Origin of the sequence: Streptosporangium sp. NPDC050855 (assembly GCF_044456585.1) — a bacterium.
GTDB lineage: Bacteria > Actinomycetota > Actinomycetes > Streptosporangiales > Streptosporangiaceae > Streptosporangium > Streptosporangium longisporum.
Genome location: NZ_JBITFY010000001.1, coordinates 709,658 through 726,368 on the forward strand (window position 1 = coordinate 709,658; position 16,711 = coordinate 726,368).

At 72.8% G+C, this 16,711-nt stretch carries 11 protein-coding genes; 4 read left to right on the top strand and 7 right to left on the bottom strand.

Going from position 1 to position 16,711, the window contains the following annotated elements; genetic code table 11:
- Positions 1 to 201: 201 nt before the first annotated feature.
- The gene (guaB, locus tag ACIBCT_RS03410; RefSeq protein WP_399185779.1) at positions 202 to 1,683 is read left to right on the top strand and encodes an IMP dehydrogenase; all 1,482 of its coding nucleotides are present in this window, start codon (positions 202 to 204) and stop codon (positions 1,681 to 1,683) included.
- Positions 1,684 to 1,754: 71 nt separating this feature from the next.
- Positions 1,755 to 2,873 (top strand): GuaB3 family IMP dehydrogenase-related protein, encoded by a 1,119-nt coding sequence (locus ACIBCT_RS03415; RefSeq protein ID WP_399185780.1) that lies wholly within the window; start codon positions 1,755 to 1,757, stop codon positions 2,871 to 2,873.
- A gap of 111 nt (positions 2,874 to 2,984) precedes the next feature.
- On the opposite strand, the gene nagA is transcribed toward ACIBCT_RS03415, so the two are convergent.
- From nagA to ACIBCT_RS03440, 5 genes are all read right to left on the bottom strand, one after another.
- Positions 2,985 to 4,121, bottom strand: a complete 1,137-nt coding sequence (gene nagA / locus ACIBCT_RS03420; protein ID WP_399185781.1) for an N-acetylglucosamine-6-phosphate deacetylase — start codon at positions 4,119 to 4,121, stop codon at positions 2,985 to 2,987.
- Between the two features lie 74 nt (positions 4,122 to 4,195).
- Positions 4,196 to 5,068: an ABC transporter ATP-binding protein gene (locus ACIBCT_RS03425; protein ID WP_399185782.1), complete on the bottom strand. Its 873-nt coding sequence runs from the start codon at positions 5,066 to 5,068 to the stop codon at positions 4,196 to 4,198.
- 1 nt (position 5,069) lies between these two features.
- A complete protein-coding gene (locus ACIBCT_RS03430; RefSeq protein WP_399185783.1) occupies positions 5,070 to 5,900 on the bottom strand; it encodes an ABC transporter permease in 831 nt (276 codons plus the stop codon).
- 112 nt (positions 5,901 to 6,012) lie between these two features.
- Positions 6,013 to 6,873 carry a hypothetical protein gene (locus tag ACIBCT_RS03435; RefSeq protein ID WP_399185784.1) on the bottom strand — a complete coding sequence of 287 codons (861 nt, stop codon included), beginning with the start codon at positions 6,871 to 6,873 and terminating at the stop codon, positions 6,013 to 6,015.
- Positions 6,857 to 7,444: an RNA polymerase sigma factor gene (locus tag ACIBCT_RS03440; RefSeq protein WP_399185785.1), complete on the bottom strand. Its 588-nt coding sequence runs from the start codon at positions 7,442 to 7,444 to the stop codon at positions 6,857 to 6,859. Before ACIBCT_RS03440 ends, ACIBCT_RS03435 begins: the two co-directional genes overlap by 17 nt.
- Before the next feature lie 208 nt (positions 7,445 to 7,652).
- On the opposite strand from ACIBCT_RS03440, the gene glpD reads away from it, so the two are divergent.
- A complete protein-coding gene (glpD, locus tag ACIBCT_RS03445; RefSeq protein ID WP_399185786.1) occupies positions 7,653 to 9,395 on the top strand; it encodes a glycerol-3-phosphate dehydrogenase in 1,743 nt (580 codons plus the stop codon).
- A 176-nt stretch (positions 9,396 to 9,571) separates the two neighbouring features.
- Here glpD and ACIBCT_RS03450 read toward each other — a convergent pair whose 3' ends face one another.
- Positions 9,572 to 12,478, bottom strand: a complete 2,907-nt coding sequence (locus tag ACIBCT_RS03450; RefSeq protein ID WP_399185787.1) for a M36 family metallopeptidase — start codon at positions 12,476 to 12,478, stop codon at positions 9,572 to 9,574.
- Between the two features lie 201 nt (positions 12,479 to 12,679).
- Positions 12,680 to 15,055 (bottom strand): beta-propeller domain-containing protein, encoded by a 2,376-nt coding sequence (locus ACIBCT_RS03455; protein ID WP_399185788.1) that lies wholly within the window; start codon positions 15,053 to 15,055, stop codon positions 12,680 to 12,682.
- Positions 15,056 to 15,144: 89 nt separating this feature from the next.
- On the opposite strand from ACIBCT_RS03455, the gene ACIBCT_RS03460 reads away from it, so the two are divergent.
- Positions 15,145 to 16,710 (top strand): succinic semialdehyde dehydrogenase, encoded by a 1,566-nt coding sequence (locus ACIBCT_RS03460; protein WP_399185789.1) that lies wholly within the window; start codon positions 15,145 to 15,147, stop codon positions 16,708 to 16,710.
- Position 16,711: the final 1 nt, after the last annotated feature.

Here is a 16,711-nt window from a genome sequence, read left to right on the forward strand (position 1 = left end):
CGTCCTTCCCCGGCTCTCTTCGGCGACCACCCTCTTCGGCGACACCCCCTACGGCGCAGCGCCCTCCCCGGCCGTGGCCCGGCCCCGCCACGCGCGGGCTTTTCCCCCGGGTCGGCCCGGATCGGTGCCAGACTCTAAACTGTGAGCCCGGGGGTCGGCGCCTTTCCCCGTCATGAGAGCGCCGTGGCAGGAGGGTTGCTGATGGCCAAGTTCACCGAACCGGGGCTCACGTACGACGACGTGCTCCTGGTCCCCGCCTATTCGGACCTGCAACCGGGCGAGGCCGAGACCACCACGCGCCTGTCCAGGGGCATCACCCTGAGGATCCCGCTGATCTCCGCGGCGATGGACACGGTGACCGAGGCCCGCATGGCGGTGGCGATGGCACGCCAGGGCGGCATCGGCATCCTGCACCGCAACCTCTCGATCGAGGACCAGGCCCAGCAGGCCGACCTCGTCAAGCGCTCCGAGGCCGGGATGGTCACCAACCCGGTCACCTGCTCCCCGGACGACACGCTCGCCGACGTCGAGCGCCTCTGCGCCACGTACCGGATCTCGGGCGTGCCCGTGACCGACGGGACCGGCGTGCTCGTCGGCATCGTCACCAACCGTGACATGCGCTTCGAGACCGACCACAACCGCCCGGTGCGCGAGGTCATGACCCCGATGCCGCTGGTCACCGCGCCGGTCGGGGTCTCCACCGACGACGCGTTCGACCTGCTCAGGCAGAACAAGATCGAGAAGCTTCCGCTGGTGGACGCCGGGGGCCGGCTGCGCGGGCTCATCACCGTCAAGGACTTCACCAAGAGCGAGAAGTACCCGATGGCGACCAAGGACGCCGACGGCAGGCTGGTCGTGGGGGCGGCCGTCGGCGTCGGCGGCGACGCCGACAAGCGGGCGGCCGCGCTGATCGAGGCCGGGGTCGACGTGATCGTGGTGGACGTCGCGCACGGTCACTCCAAGGGACTCGCCGACATGATCGCCAAGATCAAGGCGAACGGCGGGATCGACGTGATCGGCGGCAACATCGCCACCCGCGCGGGCGCCCAGATGCTGATCGACGCCGGAGTCGACGCGGTCAAGGTCGGGGTCGGTCCCGGCTCCATCTGCACCACCCGGGTGGTCGCCGGTGTCGGCGCCCCGCAGGTGACGGCCATCCACGAGGCGTCGCTGGCCGCGGGGCCCGCCGGGGTGCCGGTGATCGGCGACGGCGGCCTGCAGTACTCGGGCGACATCGTCAAGGCCATCGCGGCCGGGGCCGACTCGGTCATGCTCGGGTCGCTCCTGGCCGGCTGCGAGGAGTCCCCGGGCGAGTTGATCTTCATCAACGGCAAGCAGTTCAAGTCGTACCGGGGGATGGGCTCGCTCGGCGCGGTCCGCAACCGGGAGCGCGGCGGCACCTCCTTCAGCAAGGACCGCTACGCCCAGGCCGACGTCGGCACCGAGGACAGGTTCATCCCCGAGGGCATCGAGGGCCAGGTCCCCTACCGCGGCCCGGTCGCCGCGGTGGCCCACCAGCTCGTCGGCGGCCTCCGCCAGGGCATGTGGTACGCCGGATGCCGCACGGTCGCCGACATGCACGAGCGGTGCGAGCTGATGCCGATCACCGCGGCGGGCCTGAAGGAGAGCCACCCGCACGACATCCAGATGACGGTCGAGGCCCCCAACTACCACGGTCGTTAGAGCGGCGGGCACGGCGCGCGCGTGAGGATCACGACGCGCGCCGCATCCGCATGAACGGGAAAGACAGGCATATGACTCAGGTGGAGATCGGCCGCGGCAAGAGCGGCCGTCGTGCCTACGCGCTCGACGAGATCGGCATCGTCCCCTCGCGCCGGACCCGCGACCCCGAGGAGGTCTCGATCGCCTGGCAGATCGACGCCTACCGCTTCGAGCTGCCCGTCGTGGTGAGCCCGATGGACAGCGTGGTCTCGCCGCGGACCGCCATCGAGGTCGGCAGGCTCGGCGGTCTCGCCGTGCTCGACCTCGAAGGGCTCTGGACCCGGTACGACGACCCGATGCCGCTGCTGGAGGAGGTGGCCGCGCTCAAGGGGGCGCCCGCCACCAAGCGGCTGCAGGAGATCTACAACGCGCCGATCAAGGAGGAGCTGATCGGCCGCCGGATCGAGGAGATCCGCGCCGCCGGGGTGGCCACGGCCGTCCGGCTCTCCCCGCAGCGGACCGTCCAGTACCACAAGGCCGTCATCGACGCGGGCGTGGACATCTTCGTGATCCGCGGCACCACGGTCTCGGCCGAGCACGTCTCCGGCAGGGCCGAGCCGCTCAACCTCAAGCAGTTCATCTACGAGCTCGACGTCCCCGTGATCGTCGGGGGATGCGCCACCTACACCGCGGCGCTGCACCTGATGCGGACCGGCGCGGCCGGGGTGCTCGTCGGCTTCGGCGGCGGCGCCTCGCACACCACCCGCACGGTACTGGGCGTGGTGGTGCCGATGGCCACCGCGATCTCCGACGTGGCCGCGGCACGCCGCGACTACATGGACGAGTCGGGCGGGCGGTACGTCCACGTCATCGCCGACGGCGGCATGGGCACCTCCGGTGACATCGCCAAGGCGATCGCGGTGGGAGCGGACGCGGTCATGGTCGGCTCGCCGCTGGCGCGGGCCTCCGAGGCCCCCGGCCGCGGCTTCCACTGGGGGTCGGAGGCGCAGCACCCGGAGCTGCCCCGGGGCAAGCGGGTCGAGTTCGGCACGGTCGGCACGCTGGAGCAGATCCTCCAGGGCCCCTCCTCGGTGGCCGACGGCTCGATGAACCTGATGGGCGCGCTCAGGCGCACCATGGCGACCGCCGGGTACTCCGACCTCAAGGAGTTCCAGCGCGTCGAGGTGGTCGTCGCCCCCCACGTCACCTGAGAACCGCCTCGCGCTCGCGGGGCGGTTCCACCCGCGGGGCCGTCCCGGCGGGGGCGTTCCGGTGGGGGCGTTCCGCCCGCCGGGCCGTGACCCGGCGGGCGGGCCGGTGGGTCAGCGCGGTTCGGTGATCCAGGAGCCCCGGCGCATCACCCCGGAGACCTCCAGGTCGTCGGAGAGCACCACCAGGTCGGCCTGCCTGCCGACCGTGATCGAGCCCAGGCGGTCGTCGAGGCCGAGCACCCTGGCCGGGGTCAGGGACGAGATCTCGGCCGCCTCGGTCATCGAGAGGCCCACCTCGCGCACGGCGCGCCGGAACGCGACGTCCATGGTCAGGGTGCTGCCCGCGATGGCGCCGCCCTCGGCCAGCCGGGCCACCCCGTCGATCACGTTCACGCTCATCGGGCCGAGCCCGTAGACGCCGTCGCCCATCCCGGCCGCCGCCATCGCGTCGGTGATCAGCGCGGTCCTCGCGGGACCCGCCGTCGTGAAGGCCAGGCGGGTCATGGCCGGGTGCAGGTGCACACCGTCGTTGATCAGCTCGACCGTGACGCGCTCGTCCTGGAGCAGGGCGGCGATGGGCCCGGGGTCGCGGTGGTGCAGCGGCGGCATCGCGTTGTACAGGTGGGTCGCCACGCTGCCGCCCGCGTCGATGCCCGCGATCGTCTGCTCGTAGCTCGCGTCGCTGTGGCCGAGGGCGGCGATCACGCCGCCCGCCACCGCCTCGCGTACGGTGTCCAGCGCGCCGGGCAGCTCCGCGGCGAGGGTGACCATCCGCACGTGGCCGCGCCCGGCCCTGAGCAGCCGGGCGAGCTCCCGCGGGGAGGGTTCGCGCAGCAGGGCCGGGTCGTGGGCCCCGCACCGGGCGGCGGCGATGTAGGGGCCCTCGAAGTGGATCCCGGCCAGCAGGCCGTCCTCGCACAGCTCGGCCAGCGCCGCGGCCGCCGAGGCCAGGTCGTCCAGGGAGGCGGTGACCAGGCTCGCGACGAGCGTGGTGGTGCCGTGCCGGGAGTGCAGGTCCGCCGCCGTCCTGGCCTGCGCGAGGTCGCCGGAGGGGAAGGAGCCGCCCGCCCCGCCGTGGTTGTGGATGTCGACGAAGCCCGGCACGACGTACCGGCCGGCCAGGTCCAGCCCCGGCCCGGGGGCGGCGCCCTGCCCCACGTGGGTGATGCGGCCGTCCTCGATGGTCAGCCAGCCCTCGTGGACACCGTCGGGGGTCACGACGCGGGCGTCGGCGAGTGTGATGCTCATGGGCCCCATCCTTCCGGGTCCGCGTGCGGACGCGTTCCCGGGCCGGGGCTCCGCGCCGGGAGGGTCTTCCGCCCTCACCCTGAGCCCACGTGTTCCATGAGGGCGAGGTAGCCGTCCTCCAGGGTCGGTTCGGCCGGGAGGGCGGCGGGGCCGGGGGCCGTGGGGGCGATGACGCGGTAGCGCGTTCCGGTGCCCTCGGGGACGGCGGCCACGACCCTGCCGTGTGCGGGGACCGGGCCGGAGGTGGTCAGGGTCCACACCCTGCTGTCGGCCCGGGAGACCAGCGCGCCGACGTCCCCGGTGAAGGCCAGGCGTCCCCGGGCGAGCACCGCCAGGAACCGGCAGGTCTGGGCCACGTCCTCGACGATGTGGGTGCTGAGCAGGACCGTGCGGTCGCCCGCGAGCCGGGAGAGCAGGGTGCGGAACCGGATCCGCTCCTCGGGGTCCAGGCCGGTGGTCGGCTCGTCCACGACGAGCAGGCGGGGGTCGGCGAGCAGCGCCTGGGCGATGCCGACCCGGCGCAGCATGCCCCCGGAGTAGCCCCTGAGCCTGCGGTCGGCGTCCTCGGTCAGGGCGACCACGTCGAGCAGCTCGCCGATCCGGCGTCGCCGGGTGGTGCGGGAGTCGATCCCCTTGAGGAGGGCGATGTAGTCGAGGAATCCCCGCGCGGTCAGGTCGGGGTAGACCCCGACGCCCTGCGGCAGGTAGCCGAGCGTCCGCTGCACGGCGAGGCGTCCCTCGGCGGTGGCGATGTCGTGCCCGCCGACGCGGACCGTCCCCGAGGTGGGCCTGAGCAGCCCGGCCAGGATCCGCATGAGCGTGGTCTTGCCCGCCCCGTTGGAACCGAGCAGGCCGTACATGCCGGTCGGCACGTCGAGGTCGATCCCGTCGAGGGCCCGTACGCCGCCCCGGTAGGTCTTGGTCAGGCGGGAGATCTCGATACGCATGTCAGGGCTCCGTCCGGAGGGCGTGCAGGCGGGCGAGGAACAGGACGCAGACCGTGAGCCCCAGCATCACGCCGATCCACAGGCACGCGACGGCGGGGGTGGCCTCGGGCCGCAGGAAGCCCAGCGCGGCGTCCGGCCAGGGGGCGTAACGCATGCTCTCGGGCACGATGACGAGGTGCGGGGCCGGTTCCGGTACCGGCTCGTGGCCGAGAAGGCCGAAGGCCACATACTTGGCGCCGGGCGACAGGACGCTGTGGGTCAGCGTCGGCATGACCGTGGGGGGGACGACGTTCCCCCAGAACCAGTAGGCGACGAACAGCACCTGGAACGGGATCGGCGGCATCAGCAGAGGGCCGGCCAGGGCGAGCGCCCCGGTGAAGAGCAGGCCGGGGACGAGGGCCAGGACGAGGATCGCCCCCGCCCAGCCCAGTGCGGCGGGCTCGCCCTCGGTGATCGCGTAGGCCACGGCCCGGCCGATGTAGGCGAGCGCGAGCGGTACGGCGGTGGCCGCGCAGACGCCGAGGTACTTGCCGATCAGACGGGAGGTACGGCCGGCCGGGGTCGTGTCCAGGAGCTCGCCGACGCCGAGGCGCCGGTCGCGGACGAGCCGGTCGGTGATCAGACATCCGTAGGCCATGGGCGGCAGGGTCATGAGCAGGGAGGCCGACGCGACCATGGCCGTCTTCGGGGCGTCCCCCGCACGCCCCAGGGTCGGGTCCAGGTACATCGGAAGGAGACTCACGACTGTCACCGCGTGGACAAGCCCGTGGACGATCCACAGGGCGGGACGGCGGATCTGCATGCGGAACTCGTAGCGGAAGGTCGCGATCATGTTCTCTCGCCTTCGGGAGGGCGCCCCGGGCCGCCGAGCGGGGGGCCACCGTGAGGCTCGTGATCTGCGGGTCGCCCGGGGGCGCCGGGCGCGGGGCAGGTCGCCGTGGGGATCATGATCCGCGGGCCGGGCGGGCGCGCCGGATCGGTTCGCCCGTACCGGCGGCGGCGACGGCGGCGACCCCCAGGGCCAGGGCGAGCCCGATCGTGAGCGGGCTGGTCGTCCAGAAGTCCCGGAGACCCTCAGTCGCGGGCAGGCCGGTGGTGGTCATCGCGTGGAGGACCCAGATCGCCAGCCCGGTGCCCATCGCGCCCGCGGGGTTCCAGCACACCGACAGCAGCAGGCTGAGCGCCGCGAGCATCGCCATCGGGCCCAGCCAGGCGGTGATCAGCGGCATCATCCCCCACGAGGAGGAGCTCTGCGGGAGCGCCGTCATCGCCGCCGAGGCGAGCAGCGCCAGCGCCAGGTCGTAGCCGAACACCAGCGTCACCCGGGCCAGCAGGATGACGCGCGGCGAGACCGGTGTGGCGGCGACCAGCTCGAAGGCGTCGTCGTGCTCGGGTCCGTACGCCATGGCGAGGCCGGCCAGGGCGACCAGCGAGACGACGAGGGAGAGCACGTCGCCCGCGGCCCGTCCCTGGGCCATGACGAAGAAGGCACCGGCCGCCATGACCAGCGCGGAGGCCGGCCAGACCGCAGGGTGCAGCAGCCTGGCCTCCATCGTCAACAGTGCCCACGCGCGGTACGGCCCGGGAGCCGGGGCCGCCTCCGCCTCGCCCGGTTCGAGCCGGGTCAGGGCGGACCTCACCAGGACGGCGCGGACGATCTCGGGGCCGGGAGGATCGGGGATGCCGTCGTGGAACCCCCGCAGCTCGGGCCATTCGTGGATCTCGACCGGCGGTCCGGGCCGTGCGCGGGCCTTCGGCGGCACGGGCGGGCCGGGGGGCCGACACGGTTCAGGACGTTCGTTCATCGACGTGCTCCCTCAGGGTCGCTCGGGCGTGGTGCAGGCGGCTCTTCACCGTGCCGACCGGGATCTCCAGGACGTCGGCGATCTCCCGGTGACTCAGGTCGCCGAGGAAGGCGAGCACGACCACCTCGCGCTGGGCCAGCGGAAGCCGGGCCAGGGTCGCCCGGACCCGCTCCTGGCCCACGGCCAGTTCCTCCGGGCCCGGCAGGGGGTCGGCGCCGTCGTCCGGTTCGGCCGCCACGGGGGGCGGGACGCCGCGGAGCCGGTTGTGCGCCTGCCTGCGCGCCACCCCGAACAACCAGGTGCTCACGCTGGAACGGCCCCGGTAGGAGCCCGCCGAGCGCCACACGGCCAGCAGCGTGTCCTGGAGGATCTCCTCGGCCGTTCCACGGTCCCCGGCGAGCCGGTAGAGGAAGGCGAACAGGGGCCCGGCGTAGCGCTCGTACAGCGCGGTCAGCGCGGTCGCGTCGCCGTCGGCCACCGCGGTCAGCGCGCGCCCGTCGTCCTGCCGGGCATGGGCGGGCCGTGCGGCGCCGGGCCGGTGCGGCGGCATCTTCTCGGCACCCCTGTTCATGTCGGGTGGGTAGCGACCGGGGTGGCCGGAGGTTCACATGATCTCGGCGGGACCCCTGGGAGAAGGGGCCTCGGCGACGGGTTCGCGCTGTTCACCGGGGTTGTGACGGGAATCTCGCCCGCCGTTTCCTACCGGCCGGTAATGGTGCCTAGGGTAGATGGGTAGATACCTCACGTAAGGCGACAAGACGCACCCCAGGGGGTTGCACATGACGGCGCGAATGGGCACGGGACGGCTCGGGCCTGCCGAGCGATCCGCCGCACTGGCGCAGATGAGCGCCGCGGAACTCGACGTGGTGGTGATCGGAGGCGGGGTCGTCGGAGCCGGGGTCGCGCTGGACGCGGCGACCCGGGGGCTGTCCGTGGGGCTGGTGGAGGCGCGCGACTTCGCCTCCGGCACCTCGTCCAGATCGTCCAAGCTGATCCACGGGGGCCTGCGCTACCTGGAACAGCTCAACTTCGACCTGGTCAGGGAGGCGCTCCAGGAACGCTCGCTGCTGCTGCAGCGGATCGCCCCGCACCTGGTCCGGCCGGTGCCGTTCCTGTTCCCGCTCAAGCACCGCGGCTGGGAGCGGCCCTACGTCGGCGCCGGCCTGGTCCTGTACGACACCATGGGCTTCTCCTTCGGGTCCGGCCGGGGGATGCCCGGCCACCGGCACCTGTCGCGCAGGCGGGCGCTGCGGCTGGCGCCCTCGCTGCGCAAGAGCGCCTTCACCGGCGCCGTGCAGTACTGGGACGCCCAGATCGACGACGCCCGGCACGTGATGACCACGCTGCGCACGGCCGCCATGTACGGGGCCAGCGTGGCCTCCAGGACGCAGGTGGTGGGCTTCCTGCGCGAGGGGGAGCGGGTCACCGGGGTTCGGGTCCGCGATCTGGAGAACGGCGGCGAGATGGAGATCCGGGCCCGCCAGGTGGTCAACGCCACCGGGGTGTGGACCGACGATCTCCAGGAGATGGTCGGCGGGCGGGGGCAGATCCACGTACGCGCCTCCAAGGGCATCCACCTGGTGGTGCCGCGCGACCGGATCCACTCGCTCACCGGGATCATCCTGCGGACCGAGAAGTCGGTGCTGTTCGTCATCCCCTGGGGCCGTCACTGGATCATCGGCACCACCGACACCGCGTGGGAGCTGGACCGGGCCCATCCGGCGGCGTCGCGCTCCGACATCGACTACGTCCTCGACCACGTCAACGAGGTGCTGGAGGTCCCGCTGACCCGCGAGGACGTCGAGGGCGTCTACGCCGGGCTGCGCCCGCTGCTGTCGGGGGAGTCGGAGGAGACCTCCAAGCTCTCCCGCGAGCACGTGGTGGCGCACCCGGTGCCGGGGCTGGTCATGGTCGCCGGAGGGAAGTACACGACGTACCGCGTCATGGCGAAGGACGCGGTCGACGCGGTGGCGCACGGCCTGGACTACCGGGTCCCGCCCTCCTGCACCGACCGCATCCCGCTCGCCGGGGCCGAGGGCTACCAGGCGCTGTGGAACTCCCGTCACCGGCTGGCCCACTCCTCCGGGCTGCACGTGGCCAGGATCGAGCACCTGCTCCAGCGGTACGGGTCGATGATCGACGAGGTCTTGGCCCTGGTCGAGCAGGACCCCTCGCTGGGCAAGCCGCTCACCGGCGCGGACGACTACCTGCGGGCGGAGGTGGTCTACGCGGCCACCCACGAGGGCGCCCGGCACGTGAACGACGTGCTGACCCGGCGCACGCACATCTCGATCGAGACCTTCCACCGGGGGGTGGCCGTGGTCGAGGAGGCCGCGCAGCTGCTCGCCGGGCCGCTGGGCTGGGACGCCGAGCAGATCAAGCGCGAGGTGGAGTACTACACCAAGCGCGTGGAGTCCGAGCGCCTCTCCCAGGAGCAGGACACCGACCAGGAGGCCGACGCCATCCGCCTGGGCGCCCCGGAGATCGTGCCGGTGGCGGCCCCGGAGACGCACCCGGTCTGACGCGGCCGGTGACGGAGCGCGTCCTGTCCGATCCTTCGCAGACGAGTGCGGCCCCCGCCGGAAGGCGGGGGCCGCACTCGTCTTTCGCGGGCACTCGTCTTTCCCGGGCACCGGGACACCCCGGGTACGGAGCCTTGCCGTACCCGGGGAGCCCGGTGTCGTGAAGGAACGAGTCGCTAGCGGGTGAACGCCTGGAACTCGGCCGCGCGCAGCTGGTCCCTGGCGGGGTTGGCGGTGGCGCAGTCGGTGAAGGAGTTGGGGTCGGCGTCCTGCTCACCGGCGTAGAGCGGGTTGCCGGTGCACTGGGTGGAGACGGCCCGCAGGGTCAGGTGGGTCGCCGTGGTGGTCGGGATCTTGAAGGACTTCATGATCAGGTCGGCGCCGCGGGGGCGCGGCCGGCGGGTCTGGAAGGCGTCGTCCGGGCTGGTGTAGACGACCGAGAAGGACTCCGGCGAGGAGCAGTCCTTCTTGGTGGCGTCACAGGCCAGGACCTCGAAGGCGCGCAGGGCCGTGAAGCGGTTCTGGGCGCCGGGGTCGGCGGTGTCGCCGGTGTTGGGCCGGAGCATGGCGCTGACCTGCACCCGGCGGACCTTCACCGGGTCGGTCCCGGCCAGGTCCACGGTGACGGCCTTGCCCTTGACCGGCGCGGTGAGCGAGGCCCAGTTCGTCGCCTCGGTCTCGTCGATCAGCAGGGCCTGGTTGACGCCGTCACCGGCCGCGGTGGCGCCGAGCGCCGCCGAGGCGACGTTCTTCGGCACCGACACCGGCAGCGGCAGCTTCACGCCGGGCAGCACCGCGAACTTCAGCCGGGTGTGCCCGTAGCCCTTGCCCGTGACCACGAAGTCGTACAGGCCCGGGGTCATCTTCACGGTGTCGCCGAGCTCGGTCGCGGGGTCGGTGTCGGCCACCGGCACCACACGGCCCTCGTAGTGGCCCACGTACAGCCGGAGCGCGGCGCCCTTGGACTCCAGCAGCGGCTTGAGCTGGAGCTCGCCGTTCTTGCCGGACGGGTTGACGAAGCTCGGCGTCGGGTCGGGGTCGTTCGTCCCGGCGCTCGCCGCGTCCTCGCCGAGCCCGTGCTCGGCGAAGGCCCGCCACATGATGCCCTGGTTGGCCCCGCCGAAGCGGATGGCGTCGGCCGCGAGCAGCGCGTCGCGGTGGTCGACGTAGCTGACCGCGCCGGAGGCCATCAGCAGCAGCGCGTCGAAGGAGAGCTGGGCCCAGCGCCGGTTGCCCGGGCACTGGTCGAGCGGGGTCGCGCCGTCGGCGCACGCCTTCTGCCTGGCCGGGGTGCCCTGGCCGTACTTCTGCACGAACGCCTTGCGCACGTCGAACTGGGTGGCCGACCAGATCTCGCCGTCGGCGTGCACCTGCTGCCCGACGAGGTCGTAGGCGATGTCGCTGTAGTTCAGCGGCGAGGCGGACATGTCGTAGTTGCGGATTCCGGCCTTCTTGTCGCCGGTGACGTAGCCGCCGGTGACGTACGGGGTGTCACCCGCGGGGCGGAAGCCGTACTCGGCCAGGTACTCCATCGCGAACAGGTCCGAGGTGCTCTCGTTCATGGCCCCGGCCTGGGCGCCGCTCCATCCGGCGTTCGGGCCGCCGACCATGCGGCCGGAGATCGCGTGGGTGTACTCGTGGCCGATGACCGACATGTCGTAGTCGCCGTCCACGCAGGGCGGGTAGAACGCGCCCGCGACCGGCTGCCAGAGGTACATGTTGGTGATGGGGGCGACCCCGTCGGGACCGGTGATCTGGTTGGCGTTGTCGCGCACGCTGAGATCCCGGGCGCCCGCCTGGGCGTTGCCCTGCTCGGGGTCGCCGTCCAGGCCGCCGCGCTCGCCGTTCTCCTGCTGCATGTTCCACGCGGTCTCGGTGAAGCCGAGCCGGTAGGACCAGTCGTGCATGCGGTTGTGCATGACGTGCAGGTTGGTGATGGCGGCCTCCAGGTCGGCCTCACCGGGCTGGTCCAGCGACGCCGGGTCGCACTTGGCCGTGTACCACTTGTTGGTCCACGGGTAGGCGTACTCGCGGCTGGGCGTGTTCACGTTGCTGCGGGTGCCCACCGTGTACGGGTCGGCGCTGGCGCGGTTCTCCACGGTCTTGGCGGCGTTGCCGATGCTGGTGAACGTGGGGGCGCCGGCGACGTGGTCGAAGTCCCACGGCTTGCCGGTGGCCGGGTCGGCGCCGATGACGTCGCAGCCGGGGCCCGCGATGGAGCACCACGTCGCGCGGGTGTCGGTGGAGGAGTAGTCGGCCGGGGGGTTGGCCGGGAACGCCTTCCAGCGCGGGTCCTCCGGCGCGGAGTGGTGGTCGACCAGGTTCTCGCGGGTGAGGATCTGACCGCTGACCGCGTCCACGTGCGTGGTGTACGCGGCCGGGTCGCCCTTGCCGCCACCGATCAGGACGACCTGGAACGCGTTGTGCGTCCCGTCCGGCGCGGGCACCGCCACGGCGGTGACCTTCTTGACCGTGGCCGTGGCCAGGTCGATCCCGCCGTCCCTGGCCGCGGCCTCCAGCGCCTGCTGCTCGGTGATCCGGGCGGCCGGGGGCGCCTGGGTGGAGCGGGAGAGGGTGGAGGTGACGTGCAGGACCTTGCCGCCCTTCACGCCGACCACGACCTGCCCGTCCACGCCCGCGGGCAGGTCGCCGAACTTCTGCCTGAGCAGTACGGCGTGCCCGTCCCCGATGGGGTTGGCGGCGATCTTCTCAAGGGCGTCCACGGCCTCGGCCGAGAGGCCGAACAGGTTCTCGTTCGCCTTGAGGTAGGCGCGCGCGGCCTGCTCGGGGTCGGCGCCCAGTCCCTCGGCGAGGGGGGCGGAGGAGGTGACGACGGCGGGGGTGCCGAGAGCGTTCCAACGGACCGTCGCGGCGCTCGCCAGTGATCGGGCGGACGACGACGGGGGCGCGACGCTGCCGCGCCGGTTGTCCAGGTCGGGCTTGGCGCCGTGTTCGGCCTGGAAGTCGAGAGCCCTGGGGGGCTGCCCTCCGGGTTCGCCCTGGGCGACTCCCGGAAGGGGAAGTACGAGCGCCGCTGTCGCGGCCGCTATGACGGTGAGGCGTAACCGGGGGTTGGTCGGCACCGATCCTCCTGCGCAGAGATGGCCGTCGTTGGCCATGCCACACGCGACTCGCGTGTGTTGCGCAAGAGGTAACACCTATTCAAGTGACATGACAAGATATTGTAAAGAGGGATATGTAGGTGTAATAGGGGCCCTATGGGGACGGGGAAACCGTCCCCCGGCGGGTGGGCCGGGGCACGGTCCCGAGGTGACGAACGCCTGTCAGGAGAACGGGATCCAGGCCCGTTCGGCCAGGCCGTCGAGGGTGTTGACCTTGAGGCCGAGGTCGGAGACCGTCCACAGCTCGTCGCCGATGACGACCGAGCGGCGGATTCCCGGGTCGTAGGCGGCGAGACGGGTGTTGCCCGCCCGCTTGCGCGCGGAGTGCTGGATCGTGCCGACCTTGGTGATCTCGGTCTCGCCGATGTCGAGGACCACGGCGGCCCCGGTGGTCGGCTCGCTCCCGGCCCAGGAGCTCAAGGGGATGACCGCGGTGCCCGTCTTCGGCCAGTACAGGAAGGCGTGCGGGTCCCACTCGGCCTCGGAGCCGGAGTCCTTCTGGAACATCTGCGACAGGCGGCGCGGGGCGGCCGGGTCGCCGACGTCGAACAGGGAGACCTGGGTGCCGAGCGTGCGCCCCTGCTCGCTCGCCTCCTGGCCGACGCCGATCAGCCGTCCCTCACCGGCCGGGTGCAGGTACGCCGAGTAGCCGGTGATCTTCAGCTCGCCGGTCGCCCTCGGCGCGGCCGGGTCGCGCAGGTCGAGCGTGTAGAGCGGGTCCACCTGGCGGAACGTCACCACGTAGCCGAGCGGGCCGATGAAGCGCACCGAGTAGATCCGCTCACCCCGTCCGAGCCCGCCGACCTCGCCGGTCTTGACCAGGGTGTCGGCCTTGAGCACGTGGACGGAGCTGGAGGTGTCCGGCACGCCCGGCGGCTCGGCGGCGGGGTCGACGGCCGGGTCGGGGGCGGGGGCGGTGGACGGGCTCACGGACGGGCCGGTGGACGGGGTGGTGGACGGGGAGACGGTCGGTGCGGGCAGGGTCAGGGTGGTGGCGACCCGCAGGTGCCCCTCGTGTTCCGACAGGGAGTACTGGTTGAGCAGCCTGCCCGGGATCCTGCCCGAGGCGACGTAGCGCGGCGCGCCGGGCGCGGTGACGTCGAACCGGTGGATCTCGGTCTCCTCGGGAGGCCGCGTCGGCTCCACCGACTCCGCGGACGGCGTGCCGGTGGCGGGCGAGGAGACGGCCGGGGAGACGACCGGGGTGGCCGTGCCCGGCGTCTCGGCCGGGACCGGCGAGGTGACCGGCGCGCTCGGGGCGGGTTCGGGGGAGGCGGTGGACGCGTCCGGGACCGGTTCCGGCAGCAGGGTCGGCTGCGGGTCGAGGCCGGGGACGGCACCCGGGGCCGCCGGGGCGTCCGGCGCGGTCCTGCCGGGTGTGGGCGTCGAGACCGCCGGGGGAGCCGGGGACGCCGGGGACGCCGAGACCGCCGGGGGAGCCGGGGACGCCGTGGGGGTGGCGGCCGGGGTCGCCGGGGCGTCGTCGACGATCACCGAGTCGATCGGCCGGGGCGACCACCAGCCCGGGTTGCTGGTCACGTACAGGCTGGAGCCCGTCCCGTAGACGGTGTCCCCGTCGGCGACCACGCCGATCGGGACGGTGTCGGTGAGCGTTCCCGCCAGGTCGAGGGTGTGCACGCTCAGCATCGACGTGCCGGTGTACTTCGCGGGGTGGCTGATCCGCTCGCATCCGACGGTGCGCTTCGAGGCCGTCCCGCCGGTGGGCGCCAGCTCGTACCGGGGCAGCCACGCCTCGATCGGCGCCTTGGCGACGATCTCCGCGTTCCGCCGGGTCCGCTCGTTCTCCGACACGTCGCCGTGGTCGGGGAACTCGATCCGCGGCTGGCTGCGGACCACGATCCGCACGGTCGAGCCGACCATCCGGGCGTCCACGTGGGAGCCCTCGGGGGTGAGCGAGCCGATCACCTTCGGCTTCCCGGACAGGTCCACGAGGGCGTAGTGCGGCCCGCCGATCGCCGCGCGCTTGGACGTCGCGCCGAACGGGACGATCCCGCCGCCGGAGAACAGCACCAGTGCCCGGTCACCGCTGACGAGCAGGTCGGCCGGGGCCCACATCTCGGGGTTCACCAGCCTGAGGGTGCCGGTGACCTTCCTGGTCGCGGTGTCCGCCACCCGCAGCACGCCGCGGTTCACGGTGATCACGCGCTTGCCGTCGGTCTTGACCAGGTCCGGCTCGTCCACCCCGGCCTCGTGCACGTTCGTGGTGGAGTGCTCGGGCGCCTCGCCCCCGCTCTTGGCGGAGGCGGCCGAGTCCCGCGCCGTCGCGTACAGGATCGAGGGCCCGCCGAGACCCCAGGGGCCGACGTTCCCGGCCGTGGACGCGCGCAGCCCGGCCAGCATGTCGTCGCAGCCGTCGTAGGCGACCAGCGTGACCGGGGGCAGCTTGACGACGCCCTGCGTGGCCGTTCGCGTGCCCGGCGCGCCGCCGGTCCCCGTCTGCGTGCACGCGCCGGCGAGCAGGGCGGCGGCCAGGGTGGCCGCGCCGACGGTGCCGGCCGTACGCGTCGATGTCCTCATGCCCCTATGACGGATCGCGGGGGCGGGCGGTTCAACGGCTTGCTACCGGTTGGTAGCCATGGCGGGTCCATCCCGATTACCCTGCGAACATGGCCGTTCCCCCCGAAGTGACGCGGGCCCTGTCCCCCCGCATGATCGAACGCGTCGTAGGACACGTGGCCTCCACCGGCAAGACGCAGGAGATCGTCGCGCCGTTCACCGGTGAGGTCCTCGCCGAGATGCCCGTCTCCACCGCCGACGACGTCCGCGACGCCTACCGGGCCGCGCACGAGGCGCGGCGGGCGTGGGCGGCGCTGCCCGCGCGGGAGCGCGCCGAGCCCTTCCTGCGCCTGCACGGCGCCATCCTCGACCGTCGCACCGAGGTCCTGGACATCCTGCAGTGGGAGACCGGCAAGGCGCGCAGGCACGCCTTCGAGGAGGTCCTCGACGTCGCGGGCTGCACCCTGTACTACGCGCGGCGCGCCCCCGGCCTGCTGGAGCCCGACCGGCGCGTCCCCTTCATGCCGCTGGCCACCAGGACGGTGGAGAACCACCGGCCCAAGGGGACGGTGGCGGTGGTCTCGCCGTGGAACTACCCGCTCTCGCTGGGCGTCACCGACGTCGTCCCGGCGCTGCTGGCCGGCAACACCGTGGTGCACAAGCCCGACACCCGGACCGCGCTCTCCACGCTCTGGACGATCGACCTGCTGGTCTCGCTGGGCATGCCCCGGGAGATCTGGCAGGTCGTCCTGGGCGAGCCCGCCGAGGTGGGCGACGTGCTGATCGAGGGCGCCGACTACGTGGCGTTCACCGGCTCCACCCGGGCCGGGCGCCGGATCGCCGAGCAGGCGGGCAGGAACCTGATCGGCTGCTCGCTGGAGCTCGGCGGCAAGAACCCGATGCTGGTGCTCGACGACGCCGACCTCGACCTCGCGGCCCAGGGCGCGCTGCGCGCCTGCTTCACCAACGCGGGGCAGCTCTGCCTGTCGGTCGAGCGGCTCTACGTCCACGACTCCGTCCACGACGCGTTCGCCGACAGGTTCGTCCGCCAGGTCGGCAACATGAGGCTCGGCGCCGGGTTCGACTGGAACCTGCAGATGGGCTCGCTCTCCTCCCGGCGGCAGCTGGAGGCGGTCACCGCGCAGGTCGACGACGCCGTGGCCAAGGGCGCCCGCGTGCTGGCCGGAGGCCGGGCCCGCCCGGACCTGGGCCCGTTCTTCTACGAGCCCACCGTGCTGACCGGCGTGGACGAGAGCATGGAGCTCTGCCACGCCGAGACCTTCGGGCCCGTCGTGGCGCTGTACCGCTTCGGCGACGACGACGAGGCGGTGGAGCGGGCCAACGACACCGCCTACGGGCTCAACGCCTCGGTCTGGACCCGCGACGTGGCGCGCGGGCGCGCCCTGGCCGCCCGGATCGACGCGGGGACCGTCAACGTCAACGAGGGGTACGGCTCGGCCTACGCCTCCTACGACGCCCCCATGGGCGGCATGAAGTCCTCGGGGCTGGGCCGCCGTCACGGGGCCGAGGGCCTGCTGAAGTACACCGAGTCGCAGACCGTCTCCAGCCAGGCCCCCTGGCTGGGTTTCGAGCCGATCCTCGGCATGACCTACGAGCGGTACGCCGACACCCTCGTGAGCGTCTTCAAGGTCCTCAAGGCGCTCCGGGTGAAGTGAG

What these genes read in the sequence shown, in the direction of transcription:
- guaB (WP_399185779.1), top strand. Translation starts at nt 202, where the DNA reads ATGGCCAAGTTCACCGAACCGGGGCTCACGTACGACGACGTGCTCCTG.
- ACIBCT_RS03415 (WP_399185780.1), top strand. Translation starts at nt 1,755, where the DNA reads ATGACTCAGGTGGAGATCGGCCGCGGCAAGAGCGGCCGTCGTGCCTAC.
- nagA (WP_399185781.1), bottom strand. Translation starts at nt 4,121, where the DNA reads ATGAGCATCACACTCGCCGACGCCCGCGTCGTGACCCCCGACGGTGTC.
- ACIBCT_RS03425 (WP_399185782.1), bottom strand. Translation starts at nt 5,068, where the DNA reads ATGCGTATCGAGATCTCCCGCCTGACCAAGACCTACCGGGGCGGCGTA.
- ACIBCT_RS03430 (WP_399185783.1), bottom strand. Translation starts at nt 5,900, where the DNA reads ATGATCGCGACCTTCCGCTACGAGTTCCGCATGCAGATCCGCCGTCCC.
- ACIBCT_RS03435 (WP_399185784.1), bottom strand. Translation starts at nt 6,873, where the DNA reads ATGAACGAACGTCCTGAACCGTGTCGGCCCCCCGGCCCGCCCGTGCCG.
- ACIBCT_RS03440 (WP_399185785.1), bottom strand. Translation starts at nt 7,444, where the DNA reads ATGAACAGGGGTGCCGAGAAGATGCCGCCGCACCGGCCCGGCGCCGCA.
- glpD (WP_399185786.1), top strand. Translation starts at nt 7,653, where the DNA reads ATGACGGCGCGAATGGGCACGGGACGGCTCGGGCCTGCCGAGCGATCC.
- ACIBCT_RS03455 (WP_399185788.1), bottom strand. Translation starts at nt 15,055, where the DNA reads ATGAGGACATCGACGCGTACGGCCGGCACCGTCGGCGCGGCCACCCTG.
- ACIBCT_RS03460 (WP_399185789.1), top strand. Translation starts at nt 15,145, where the DNA reads ATGGCCGTTCCCCCCGAAGTGACGCGGGCCCTGTCCCCCCGCATGATC.